General features: G+C 66.3%; 13 protein-coding genes and 1 pseudogene. 10 read left to right on the top strand and 4 right to left on the bottom strand.

Going from position 1 to position 12463, the window contains the following annotated elements; all coding sequences use genetic code 11:
* Positions 1-236: 236 nt before the first annotated feature.
* From ACY69P_RS08095 to asnB, 9 genes are read left to right on the top strand one after another with little or no spacing between them, the layout of a single operon-like run.
* Entirely contained in the window at positions 237-683 is a 447-nt protein-coding gene (locus ACY69P_RS08095; RefSeq protein ID WP_459897509.1) for a cupin domain-containing protein, read from the top strand.
* Between the two features lie 9 nt (positions 684-692).
* Positions 693-1820, top strand: coding sequence for a DegT/DnrJ/EryC1/StrS family aminotransferase (locus tag ACY69P_RS08100; RefSeq protein ID WP_462327117.1), 1128 nt, complete (start codon positions 693-695; stop codon positions 1818-1820).
* Complete coding sequence (locus ACY69P_RS08105) at positions 1810-2616, top strand: class I SAM-dependent DNA methyltransferase (protein WP_462327118.1); 807 nt, start codon at positions 1810-1812, stop codon at positions 2614-2616. Before ACY69P_RS08100 ends, ACY69P_RS08105 begins: the two co-directional genes overlap by 11 nt.
* A complete protein-coding gene (locus tag ACY69P_RS08110; protein ID WP_462327119.1) occupies positions 2613-3791 on the top strand; it encodes a glycosyltransferase in 1179 nt (392 codons plus the stop codon). Before ACY69P_RS08105 ends, ACY69P_RS08110 begins: the two co-directional genes overlap by 4 nt.
* On the top strand, positions 3788-4648 hold the full coding sequence (locus tag ACY69P_RS08115; RefSeq protein WP_462327120.1) for a glycosyltransferase family 2 protein: 861 nt from the start codon (positions 3788-3790) through the stop codon (positions 4646-4648). Before ACY69P_RS08110 ends, ACY69P_RS08115 begins: the two co-directional genes overlap by 4 nt.
* Complete coding sequence (locus ACY69P_RS08120) at positions 4641-5933, top strand: glycosyltransferase family protein (protein WP_462327121.1); 1293 nt, start codon at positions 4641-4643, stop codon at positions 5931-5933. The genes ACY69P_RS08115 and ACY69P_RS08120 overlap by 8 nt, the downstream gene beginning before the upstream one ends.
* On the top strand, positions 5912-6295 hold the full coding sequence (locus ACY69P_RS08125; RefSeq protein ID WP_462327122.1) for a hypothetical protein: 384 nt from the start codon (positions 5912-5914) through the stop codon (positions 6293-6295). The genes ACY69P_RS08120 and ACY69P_RS08125 overlap by 22 nt, the downstream gene beginning before the upstream one ends.
* Positions 6292-7956: a glycosyltransferase gene (locus tag ACY69P_RS08130; protein ID WP_462327123.1), complete on the top strand. Its 1665-nt coding sequence runs from the start codon at positions 6292-6294 to the stop codon at positions 7954-7956. Before ACY69P_RS08125 ends, ACY69P_RS08130 begins: the two co-directional genes overlap by 4 nt.
* A 3-nt stretch (positions 7957-7959) precedes the next feature.
* Positions 7960-9867, top strand: a complete 1908-nt coding sequence (asnB, locus tag ACY69P_RS08135) for an asparagine synthase (glutamine-hydrolyzing) (RefSeq protein ID WP_462327124.1) — start codon at positions 7960-7962, stop codon at positions 9865-9867.
* A 116-nt stretch (positions 9868-9983) separates the two neighbouring features.
* Here the strand turns inward: asnB and ACY69P_RS08140 are convergent, their stop codons facing one another.
* From ACY69P_RS08140 to ACY69P_RS08155, 4 genes and pseudogenes are all read right to left on the bottom strand, one after another.
* Positions 9984-10244 carry a hypothetical protein gene (locus tag ACY69P_RS08140; protein WP_404846178.1) on the bottom strand — a complete coding sequence of 87 codons (261 nt, stop codon included), beginning with the start codon at positions 10242-10244 and terminating at the stop codon, positions 9984-9986.
* A gap of 76 nt (positions 10245-10320) precedes the next feature.
* Positions 10321-11025, bottom strand: coding sequence for a M48 family metallopeptidase (locus tag ACY69P_RS08145; RefSeq protein ID WP_462327127.1), 705 nt, complete (start codon positions 11023-11025; stop codon positions 10321-10323).
* A pseudogene (locus tag ACY69P_RS08150) lies at positions 11002-11421 on the bottom strand (M48 family peptidase); the annotation flags it as partial. The gene ACY69P_RS08145 and the pseudogene ACY69P_RS08150, both read right to left, overlap by 24 nt.
* 12 nt (positions 11422-11433) lie before the next feature.
* Positions 11434-11592 carry a hypothetical protein gene (locus tag ACY69P_RS08155; protein WP_462327125.1) on the bottom strand — a complete coding sequence of 53 codons (159 nt, stop codon included), beginning with the start codon at positions 11590-11592 and terminating at the stop codon, positions 11434-11436.
* A gap of 44 nt (positions 11593-11636) precedes the next feature.
* Here ACY69P_RS08155 and ACY69P_RS08160 point away from each other — a divergent pair, with 44 nt between their 5' ends.
* Positions 11637-12446, top strand: coding sequence for a Mut7-C RNAse domain-containing protein (locus tag ACY69P_RS08160; protein WP_462327126.1), 810 nt, complete (start codon positions 11637-11639; stop codon positions 12444-12446).
* Positions 12447-12463: the final 17 nt, after the last annotated feature.

Below are 12463 nucleotides of genomic sequence, written 5' to 3' on the forward strand. Positions count from 1 at the left end.
GGACCTTGCAGGCGAGTAGCGCGGCCGTCGCCGCCACACTCGCACAGCCCCCCGCCCGCCGGGGGGCTGTTTTTTGGCGCGCCAAAATCCCCACCACCCGCGCCACGCGCCCGCATCCCGGGGCAAACCGCGCGCCAAGGCGCCGCGTACAACTCTGCGCCATACTTGCGCTTCCCGCAGTTTCAGGTATTTTTGATGGAATCGGTCAACCCTCTTGCCCTTGCGGGGAGGCGAGCATGGTGGAGCGCGTGGAGAATGCAGGCCGCATTCTGGCCATACTGGTGCGGGCTGGGCACAGCGTGGACGGCATCGAATTTTTCACGCCCGGGGACTTTTCACAGCAGCTGGCGTCCATGCGGCGCCCGTGCGGCCACGTCATCCCCCCGCACGCGCACAACCCCGTCCAGCGCGAGGTGCTGTTGACGCAAGAGGTCCTCTTTGTCGTCAGCGGCCGGCTGCGGGTAGACTTCTACGACGACGAATGCGCCTACCTCTCCAGCCGCATCCTCACCGCCGGGGACGTTATCCTTCTGGCCTCGGGCGGGCATGGGTTCGAGATGCTGGAGGACACCCAGCTCATTGAAGTCAAACAAGGTCCCTACGCCGGAGACCACGACAAGACGCGCTTTTGCGGTGTGGACCGCGGCCAGACCTTCATCCCTGAAACGGACGAGACGGACTAGGAGACGCCAGTGTCCGACTTTATCCCCGTATGCACCCCGGTTCTCGACGGCAACGAACTGCGCTACGTGACACAGTGCGTGGAAACGGGCTGGATTTCGTCCGAGGGCGAATTTGTCCGGCGGCTGGAGGACGGCATGGCGCGCCATTGCGCCCGCCGCCACGGCATTGCCGTCTCCAGCGGCACCGCAGCACTGGAAGCCGCCATGCACGCCCTTGGCATCGGCCCCGGGGACGAAGTGATCCTGCCCACCTTCTGCATTATCTCCTGCGCCGGCGCCGTGGTGCGCTGCGGCGCGCGCCCGGTGGTTGTGGACTGCCTGCCGGACACATGGTGCATGGACCCCGCCGCCGTAGAGCGCGCCCTAACCGCCAAAACCCGCGCCCTGCTGGCCGTGCACACCTACGGCCTCACCGTGGACATGGCCCCGCTGGTGGACCTTGCCCGGCGTGAGGGCCTTGCCCTTATCGAAGACGCGGCAGAAGCCCACGGGCAAAGCATTGGGGACGCCCCGTGCGGCAGCTTTGGCGACATCAGCATCTTCAGCTTCTACCCCAACAAGCTGGTCACCACCGGCGAAGGGGGCATGCTCCTTACAGATAGCGACGCCCTTGCCGAGCGCCTGCGCGAACTGCGCAACCTGTGCTTTCAGCCCGGGCGGCGCTTTGTGCACCACAGGCTGGGGTTTAACTGGCGCATGTCCAACGTGCAGGCGGCCCTTGGCGTGGCCCAGCTGGAACGCCTGCGCCCCCACAGGCAAAAAAAGCGCGCCATCGGCCAGCGCTACGCGGAGCTTTTGGCGGACACGCCCGGCCTCACACTGCCCAGCCCCACGGGCCCCGGATGCACCAACGACTACTGGGTGTTTGGCGTGGTTCTGGATGACGACGTCCCCCTTGCCGCCGATGACGTCATGCGCCGCCTTGGCGAAGCGGGCATCGGCACGCGCCCCTTTTTCTGGCCCATGCACGAACAGCCCGTGTTCCTCAATATGGGCTTCTTCGCCGGGGAATCCCACCCCGTGGCCGAACGCCTCGCCCGGCGGGGCTTCTACATTCCAAACGGCCTCGGCATGACAGAGGACCAGCAACAGCGCGTGGCCCGCGCCGTGAAGGAGGCGCTGCGCCATGCCGCATGATCCCACGACGCCGCACGGCGATAGCTCCGCCATCTTTGACGAATACGCTACGTATTACGATTTGTTGTACCCAGAAAAAAATTCCAAGGCCGAGGCCGCCTTCGTGCTGGAGCGCCTTGCCGCCCACGCAGGCCAGCCCGAAACGCTCCTTGAATTTGGCACCGGCAGTGGCCGCCACGCGGAGCACTTTGTCCGGCAGGGGGTGGCCGTCACCGGTGTGGAGCGCAGCCCGCGCATGCTCACGCTGGCCACGGCGCGCAATATGGACGTCACCTGCGCCATGGGCGAGCGCCTGACCTACGTGCAGGAGGACATCCGCACCCTGCGCCTGCCCCGCACCTTTGACGCCGTTGTCGCGCTCTTTCACGTCATCAGCTACATGACCACGCCGCAGGACCTTGCCGCGGCCATGGACGCCGCAAGCAGGCACCTGCGCCCCGGCGGCGCGTTTTTGTTCGACTACTGGTACGGCCCCTGCGTCGAGGCCCAGCCCCCGCAAATAACGGAGAAGCATGTGGACGCCGAGGACGTGCGCCTGCACAGGCGCACCACGCCCACCATGAACCCCGCCGCGCACACCGTCACCGTGCACTTTGACCTCACAGTGGAGCGCGAGGGCGCCCCGCCCCGGCACATCAGCGAGGACCACATCATGCGCTATCTGTTCCAGCCCGAGGTCACCGCCGCCATGGACGCGGCAGGGCTGGACCTTGTGGAACAGGGCGAATGGCTCACCCGGCGCGAGCCTTCGCCCGAGACCTTTGGCGTCTACGCCGTGGGGGTGAAGCGGGCATGAAGGGCGCGGTCTGCATTGTTACCCCCTACGCACGGCCTGAGGTGAACCCCACCCTCGTCAATCTGGCCGAGGCCCTTGCCGCACGCTTCTACCGTGTGGACATCCTTAGTCCGGACGGCGATATGCGCGTCAGCCTGCCGGACGGGCTGACCGGCATTGTGGCGGAGCACGGCCCCTGCAACCCCATGGCCCCCTCTCCCGGCGGCCTGCGGGGGCGGCTGGTCCGGCGGCTGCGGCGCACGCGCCGCCCGCGTCAGCTGTGCGCCAGCGACTACAAGGCCATCATCGGCGTGGACCCGCGCGGGCTGGAAATGGCCCACCGCCTCAACACCCACGCGCGCCTGCCCCTTGTGTATTTGTCCTTTGAAATCATGTTTGACGACGAGCTCACCCCGGCGGAGCGCCCCCTGCGCCGCGCCGAGCGTGCGGCATGCCGCAACGTGCAGCTGACGCTGGTGCAGGACGCCGGACGCGCCATCCTGCTGGCCGAACAAACAGGCCTGCCCCGTGAGGACATGGTCCTTGTGCCCAACGCGCCCCTGCGCACCCCCCTGCGCGAAACGCGCTGGCTGCGCAGCCGCCTTGGCATCCCGGACGAACGGCGCATCGTTCTGTATGCGGGCAGTCCGTCGAGCTGGGCGGGCCTGCACCTGTGGCAGGACATGCTGGCCACTTGGCCCGAAGAGTTCCTGCTGGTGGTGCATTGCCGCTCCGGCCTTGGCCCGCGCATGGACGCCCACCTCGGGCGGCTGACCGAGAGCGGACGCCTGCTCCTCTCCCATGGTCCAGTACCGCCGGAAGTGCTCCCGCAGGTCTTTGCCTCTGCGGATTTTGGCTTTGCGCCCTACATGGCCACACCGGACGACTGGACCAGCGGCAAGAACATCACCCACATTGGCTTTTCCTCCGGCAAGGTGGGCTGGTACGCCCTGTGCGGCCTGCCCATCCTCGCCAGCGCCCTGCCCGTGTTCACGCGCGAGTTCACGCGCTACGGGTGCGGCCGCATCTACGAGCAGGCCTGCGAGACCGGACGCCTACTCACGGAAATGGACCGCGACTACGCCTTCCACTCGCAGGAGTCCCAACGCTTTTATGACGAACGCCTCGACCCCGCGCCCGGGCTGGCCGCATTCTGCGACAGGCTGGAGGCGCTGCTGGCGCAGGAGGCCGCGTGAGTACGCCCGTCATCTCCGCCGTTCTCGGCTCCTACAACCGGGCGCGCTTTTTGCGGCGCACCATCGCCAGCCTACGACGCGAGCTGGCCCCCCACCCGCATGAAATCATCGTGGTGGACGGCGGCTCCACGGACGGGGCCATCCGCTGGCTGTGCATGCAAAAGGACGTGGTGACCATCGTCCAGCACAACCGCGGCACGTGGCGGGGCGCGCCCCTGCCGCGCCGCTCGTGGGGGTGGTTTATGAATCTGGCCTTCAAGGCCGCGCATGGGCGCTACGTGCTGATGGTCAGTGACGACGCCCTCCTCGTCCCCGGCAGTGTGGACGCGGCCCTTGCCCGCTACGGCGCCCTGACCGGCAAAGGCCGCCGCGTCGGCGCGCTGGCCTTCTACTGGCGGGACAGCTTCCGAAAGCGCCCCTACATCGTCGGGCATTCCTTTGGGGGCAAAGTCTTTGTGAACCACGGCATGTATCTGCGTGAAGCCTTGGAGGAGGTGGGCTACTGCGACGAGGACGCCTACAGTTTCTACCACGCCGACGGCGACCTGTGCATGCGCCTGTGGGACCGGGGGTGGGAGGTCGCGGACGCGCCGCGCTCCTTTGTGGAGCACTTCCCCCACGCCACCAAGGCCATACGCCAAGGCAATCTGGCCCGCGCGGACGAGGACTGGGCCACCTTTTGCCGCCGCTGGAAGCCGAATGACGGCTCCACCACAGGGGCCATCACCAGCCCCCATGTGGACACTTCGCGCACGGCCCTGCGCTTTCCCGCCCGCGACATTGCGGCGCTGTACGCGCGGCGCGCCATCTCGCGCCTGCGCCGCCTTGCAAAGAAAAGGGAGGCGCCCCATGCGTGACGCCCTGCGCGCCCTGCGCGACTCCTTCCGCGAGCTGACGGGCACTGCCGACGCGGCCACGCGCTTCCGCCAGCTTCAGCGCCGCCTGCATCCCGGCACCATCGCCGCCCATGACGAACTGCTAGACTGGGCCATCGCCGCCGCAGACAAGGACACCGCAGACAAGGACGCCCCAGCCCCGGAGGGCGCCAGCCTCGCCGCAGAGGGCCTTGCCCTGCGCGCCAAGGCCCTGCGCCACTTTACCGGCCGCCTTGCTGGCAGCCCCTTGCGCGTGCTGGTGCATGTTCCCCCGGCTTCGGTCTCCCCCGCCGGATACTCGGCCTACACTAATCTGGCCCAGAGTCTGGACGTGCTGGGCGTGCCCACATTGGCGCAGCCCTTTGGCGCGCCGTGGCGGGAGGCGCTGAAGCGCTTTGCCCCCAACGCGTTGCTGACCAGCGACCACCACGTCTACCTTGACGACATCGACCGAAGCGCCCTTGCGGACTACCGCCAAAGCGCGCCCCTGCACCTCTTTCTGACCGCATCACCCGAGGGCGAGGCCGACGCCCCCCTCGGCCAGCGCCTGACCCGCGCCGAAGAGCTTGGCGTAAGGGGCTACACGTCGTGGCATGCGCGCGAGTCCTTGGACCACGAGGCCTACGCCCCCTTCCATGACCGGGGACTGCCCATCCTGTCCGTGGAATTTGGCGCCAACATTGTGGACTTCTACCCGGCGCCGGGTATCCGCCGGGACATTGACTACGTGTTTCTGGCCTCGTCCAACCGCTCCAAGTGGGACCGCTACGCCGACTGGCTGGCCCCCATCCTGCGCGAGAGGGCGGGATTCGTGGATGGGCCGGGATGGCGGCATGCGCGGCGGTGCCTGCTCTCCGACGCGCCCCCCGCGGCCCAGCGAAGCATCCTTGCCCGGGCGCGGGTGGGGCTGAACCTGCACCTTGCTTCGCAATTTTCACGGCCAACGGAGCTGAACGAGCGCACCTACATCCTTGCGGCCTGCGGCGTGCCCCAGCTGGTGGACCGCCCCGCCCTGCTCCCGCGCCGCTTTGATGAGGACGCCCTCTTTGTGGCCGACTCCCCGGCGGCCTACCGCGACCTGCTGCGCACCATCCTCGCGCGGCCAGACGCGGCGGAAAAGCGCGCCCGCGCGGCCCTGCGCACCGTCTTTGACAGGCACACCACCTTCCACCGCGCCGAAGCCTTTGCCCGAGAGCTTGCCGCCCTTGTCTGCCCAGCCCACACCACCGCCCAAGGAGACGCCCCATGCCCATCCTGCGCCGGATAACAAACCGCCTTGTCCGGGCCGGAACGCAGGCCCTGTTTAGCGCGGTCAACCGTCCGGGCGGGCGCTTTCATCTGGTAAGCCGCCCCACGTGGCACTGGACCATGCCGGACTGGGACACCGTGCACGCCATCGCCCGGCTGGACGACCCGCGCGGGGCGGACCTGATACGCCTGTACGCCCTGCACGCGAATATCCGCCGCGTACTGGATGCTGGCGTCCCCGGCGCGCTGGCCGAGGCCGTGGACGGCTTCTGCGCAGGGCGCCAAGTCCGCCCCGTTATCCTTCCCGACGCATCCGGAACCTGCATCATCGCCATCCCCGCCGCGCAGGCGGAGTCTGAGCGCGCACGGAGTACCACATGACCACCTCCAATGACGATATCCGCCGCCTTGCAAAGCGCCTCCAGCTGGACCCCAACGGCTTTGAATCGAACCTTGCCCTTGGGCTGCTGCACTTCCGGCGCGAAGAATACGCCGACGCCCTCACCCGCCTCTTGAAGGCCATTGACCAGCGCGAAACCCCGGAGCTTGTACTTTTTACCGGCGCCCTCGCCCATGAGACAGGGCAGGCGGACACTGCCGGGCGCCTGCTGGAGCGCGCCGTGGCCCTTGCGCCGGAGGACGCCGACGCCCACGCGCACCTTGGCCGCTACCGCGCCGCACAAAGCGACATGCCCGGCGCGCGGGAACATCTTGAGCGCGCCCTTGCCCTGCGCCCGGACGATGCGGAACTGCACAACGACATTGGCGTGGCCGCCTATTCCCTTGGCGACCTGCCCGCCGCGTGCCGCGCCCTTGAACGCGCCACACAGCTGGCCCCCCAGCAGGATACCTTCCGCGCCAATCTGGGCTACGTGCTGGTGTCCCTTGGCGAGGTGGACGCGGCAACGGCCATCGTCACCGCGCTGGAGGGCGAAGGCGCAGAGGATGAAGCCCACCGCCTGCGTGAAGCCATCGCCGCTCCCGGTGCGCCCGCAACCGGGGGCGGCGAGCCGCCCCTGTCCTCGCGCCTTGGGCGCATCTCGCCCATGAGCATGATTGGCAACTTTGGCGAAGGGGCCGGAGACCAGCGCCCCGCGCTGTCTGTCATCGTCCCCGTCTACAACGAAGCCGGCAACATCACCTCGCTGTATAAAGAGCTGGCCGAGGTGCTGGGCGCCCTGCGCGAAACATGCGAAATCATCTTTATTGATGACGGCAGCACCGACGGCTCCGACACAGTGCTGGCGGCCACGGCGGAGAACGACCCCCGCGTGAAGGTCATTGAATTCCGCCGCAACTACGGGCAAACCGCGGCCCTGTCAGCCGGGTTCAAATACTGCCGGGGGGACATCGTCATCACCCTCGACGGCGACCTGCAAAACGACCCGCACGACATCCCCCGCCTGCTGGAAACCATGGCCGAGGGGTATGACCTCGTGAACGGCTGGCGCAAATACCGCAAGGACGCCGCCCTCACCCGCCGCCTGCCCTCGTGGGTGGCCAACCGCATCATCAATAAGCTCATTGAGGGCACGGGCGTGCAACTGCGCGACTACGGCTGCACCCTCAAGGCCTACAAGCGCGGCATTATCAAAAACATCCGCCTCTACGGCGAGATGCACCGCTTCATTCCTGTGTTTGCCGCGTGGCTGGGCGTTCGGGTGGCGGAGATTGAGGTCCATCACCGCCCGCGCATCCATGGCGAGGCCAAGTACGGCCTCTCCCGCGTTTTGCGCGTGGTGCTGGACCTCATCGTGGTGCGGTTCTTTTCGGATTATATGACGCGACCCATCCATTTCTTTGGCAAAATCGCGTGGCTGACCACCGGGGCGGGCCTTGGGGGCGTGGCGCTTTTGGCGCTACTTAAGGGAACTATAGGGCTTGGCGTGTCGTGGGGGATACTGCTGGTGCTGGCGGCCCTTGCGCTTATTTCGGGGGTTCATATCGTCTTCATGGGCCTTATCGGCGAGCTGCTTATCCGCTCGTACTTTGAGGGCCAGCACAAGGACCAGTTCGTGGTCCGCAGGGTGCGGGGGGAATAGCGTATGTGCGGCATTGCCGGGATACTGCATGCGGACGCCCGCCCGGTGGACGACGCCGTCCTTGACGCCATGACCGACGCCCTCGCCCACCGGGGGCCGGACGGACGCGGCACACGGATTCTTCCCGGTGGCGGCGGGCGCGCCAGCGCGGGCCTTGGGCACCGCCGCCTTGCCATTGTGGACCTGTCCGAACGCGGCGCACAGCCCATGTGCAACGAAGACGGCACCATCTGGCTCACCTTCAACGGCGAAATCTACAACCACCGCTCCATCCGTCCCGTCCTTGAGGACCGGGGGCACGATTTTGCCTCGCGCACGGACTCGGAAGTCATCATCCATGCCTATGAGGAATGGGGGAAGGGCTGCGTGCGCCGCCTTGACGGCATGTTCGCCTTTGCGGTGTGGGACTGCGCGCGCGGGGAGCTTCTTCTCGCCCGTGACCGATGGGGCAAGAAGCCGCTCCACTACTGGGCGGATAACCAATCGCTGGCCTTTGCTTCCGAGCTTGGCGCACTGCTCCTCGCCCCCCAGATTCCCCGCCGGGTCAACGTGCATTCCCTGTCCCGGTTCCTCCTGCACGAGTACGTCCCGGCGCCACACTCCATCATCGAAGGCGCGGCCAAGGTTCCGGCAGGGCATATGCTGCTCTGGTCCGGAGGCGCGCCGCGCATTGAGCGCTATTTTGAGCCGCCCTTTGTGGACGCCTACGCGGACCTCTCCCTGCCGGAAGCCACCACACGCCTTGAGGGCCTGCTGAAAGCCGCCGTGGAAAAGCGCCTGATGAGTGACGTGCCCCTTGGCATCTTCCTCTCCGGGGGGCTGGACTCCAGCGCCATCACCTCGCTGATGGCCGAATGCCTGCCGCCGCAGGACATCCGCACCTTTTCCATCGGCTTCAAGGAGCAGAGCTTTGACGAGTCCCCCCATGCACGGGCCGTGGCCTCAGCCATAGGCACCCGGCATCACGAGCGTCTGCTCACGCCGCAGGCCATGCTGGACATTCTGCCCGGCGTGCTGGACAGCCTGTCCGAGCCCATGGCCGACCCCAGCATCCTGCCCACGTCGCTGCTCTCCGCCTTCACGCGAGAGCATGTCACCGTGGCCCTTGGCGGCGACGGCGGCGACGAACTCCTCGCCGGGTACGACCCCTTCCGCGCCCTGACCCCGGCGCGGCTTCTGGACGCCCTGCCGCGCGGCCTCATGCGCCTTGCCACTCGCGCGGCCTATGTCGTCCCGGCTTCGGAGCGGAATATGGGACTGGTCTTCAAGGTGCAGCGCTTTTTGCGGGGCATGGGCTACACCGGGTGTCAGCGTCAGCAGGTGTGGCTTTCCGCCTTTCTGCGCGAGGAACAACAGCCCCTGCTGCACCCGGACGCGCTGGACGCCGTGGCGGGCTTTGACCCGCTGGATGACCTCGCCGCGGACTGCGGCGCACGCCACTTTGCCAGCGATATCGACATGGCCTCGTATTTCTACCTGCGCTACTACATGGCCGGGCACATCCTCGCCAAAGTGGACCAAGCCTCCATGAGCCATTCCCTTGAGGTGCGTGCGCCGTTTTTGGATACGGACCTTGCCGCCTTTGCCTGCGCCCTGCCCCCGCGCCACCGCCTGCGCGGCATGACCAGCAAGGTCATCCTACGCCGCCTGCTGCGTGACCGTGTACCCCGCAGCATTGCGGCGCGCGGCAAAAAGGGGTTCGGCATTCCGCTGGCCGCATGGCTTCGCGGCCCCCTGCGCCCGCTGGTGGAGGACACCCTTTCCCCCCGCGCCCTCGCGGCGGAGCCACTCTTCAACACCAAGGCCGTCCGCGCCATCGTGGACGAGCACATGTCCGGGCGCCGCGACAGGCGCAAGGAGCTGTGGACCCTTATATGTTTTCAGTCATGGAAGCGCCGCTTCTGCCCCTAACCGCCCGCGCACACTTTACAGGAGTGTGGCAACGCCTCACCTCCCCCCAAACACGCAAACAGCCCCGGCTCCCAAATGGGAACCGGGGCTGTCCTTCACAGCGGGCCGCGTGCGGCCTACTCGTCGTCTTCCGTCTTTGCGGAGCGGGTCTTGCCATACTCGACACGCGCTTCCCAGACCTTTTTGCCAATGCGGCGGCCAAGGTCGGCTTGCCGGGAGCGGATGAGCGCTTCGGCGGCCTCGCGGTTGCCTTCTACCTTGAGCATGGTCGCGGATTCGAGATCCCGCAGATATTTCTCGCACTCCCGGACAAGTCCGGACAGGTCGAGTGTGCCGAGTTCCTCAGGAACCCGCACAGAACGTACTTTGCGCGGCATTGCGTTATCCTCCGATACCATGAAATACGATATGATTACATTTTGTCAACGCCGCGTCTGGTGCCAGCTGGCGCCTCTATGCCGGTTCGCTGGCGGACCGGGGCGCGTCCTGCGCCGCCAGCCGCCGCAAAGCGCGGATGCGGTCCAGCACCGGCGGGTGCGAATAGTTGACGAACACATACGCCGGATGCGGCGTTAAATTCGACAGGTTGGACACGGACAGCGTCTTCAGCGCAGTGACAAGGGCCTCCGGGTCGCCCGTGGTGCGCGCGGCAAAGCGGTCCGCCTCGTACTCATGACGGCGCGACACCGCCTGCGCCACAACGGACAGGACAAGGGACACCGGCGTATACAGCAGCATAAAGAACACCAGCCCGGCATACACCGTCGGCTGGGCCATGCCGAACGCTCCGGCAAGCTCCGCGTCCGTCAGGAAAAAGGACATCAGCCAAAACACCACGCCCGTCTTGATGATGGACACCACAAGAAAGCGGCGCACATGCCCAAGGGAGCTGTGCCCCACCTCGTGCGCCACAATGGCGACAATCTCACGCGGGGTGTGCTTGTCGATGAGGGTGTCGAACAGCGCAATGCGCTTGCGCTTGCCGAAGCCCGTAAAAAAAGCGTTGGATTTGGCCGAGCGACGCGAGCCGTCTATCACGAACAGGCCCGACAACTCAAAGCCAACCTTGCCAATGTAGGATTCAATAGCGTCGCGCAGCTGCCCCGGCTCCAGCGGGGTAAAGGTATTGAACAGCGGCAGGATAAACGTTGGCGCAATGTACTGCAGGCCAATCATCACACAGACCAGCGCGCCCCACGCCCACAGCCACGCCAACTCGCCAGCCGTGGTAAAGAACCACAACAGCATCGCCAGAATGGGCCCGCCAATGGCGGCGGTCAATAGCCATGACTTGGCCCTGTCCATGGCGAACGTCGCAAAGGTTGTGGTATTGAATCCAAAACGCTCTTCAAGGACAAAGGTACGGTACAGGGCAAAAGGAACAAACAGCACCTCATTCAGGGCCAGCAGGATGCCCATGAACACCAACCCCGTCACAAGAGGCCCCCCGCCCACGGCGCGGGCCACGGCGTCCACCGCCGGAAAGCCCCCAAGCAGGATAAAGGCAACCATGGCCGCCAGCCCAACAGTATCCGCCACCAGCGAATACCGCGACGTGGCGCGTGTCTATTCCTGCGACGACGCGTAGGCCTTCGCATCAAAAACGTCCGCAAACTCCTGCGGCACCGCGGGGTCCAGCGCGGCGGCATTCAGGCGGGAGACCGTCGTATTCACGGCCCAGCCAAGGACCATGGACCCAATAATGACAATGAGATAAATATTCATGGCAGGCTCTACTCGAATGTTTGACGACAACAAACGGGGATGAAGTGGTACACCCAGTCGCAGTCTTTCGGTTCCACGGTGACATACGGCAATTCCTGAAACCCGGCAACACGCGCCGCGCCTTGTCCGGACTCTCCAGCCTGCGCGAAGCCCGCTCGCGCGGCGAAATCACCGTCCCAGCGGCCCGAAGCGCCGCCATCAAAGATGAGATTGAAGCCATCGGCGTGCCGCACACCGAGGTGGGCCGCATCCTCATGAACAGCGCGCCCTGCGGTTTTGACACGCCCCTCGCGCCGGGAGCCGTCTACGACGTGCATCCCCTCGCCCCGCCCGTGGACGTCACCACGCCCCATCCGCTCCGCCCCACGCCCTTTCCGGGGGTGCGCTTTATCGTGGACGTCAACGTCCGCCAGCTGGGCACCCTGCTGCGCCTGCTTGGCTGCGATGCGGCCTTTGACAACGCCTGGGAGGACGACGAAATCGCCCACCGCGCAAAAAAGGAACGCCGCATCGTCCTCACACGAGACCGCGCCCTGCTCCACCGCTCTGCCGTGGTCTGGGGCCGCCTCATTCGCAGCGCCGTGCCAGACGACCAACTGCTGGAGGTACTCCACCTTTTTGGCCTCACCGGTCCCTTTTCCCCGTTTACCCGCTGCCTGCGCTGCAACACGCCGCTTGAGCGCGTCCCCAAGGCGGACATCATCCACAGGCTCCAGCCGCTCACCAAAAAACACCATACCACCTTTCACATCTGCCCAACATGTCAACGCATCTACTGGCCGGGCACCCACAGGGACGCCATGCTGGAGCGGCTGGCACGGTTGGGGATTCGTGTTGACGGGGGTGATGGTTGAGGGGAAAGAGGGAGCAC

Source organism: Desulfobaculum sp., assembly GCF_054921475.1.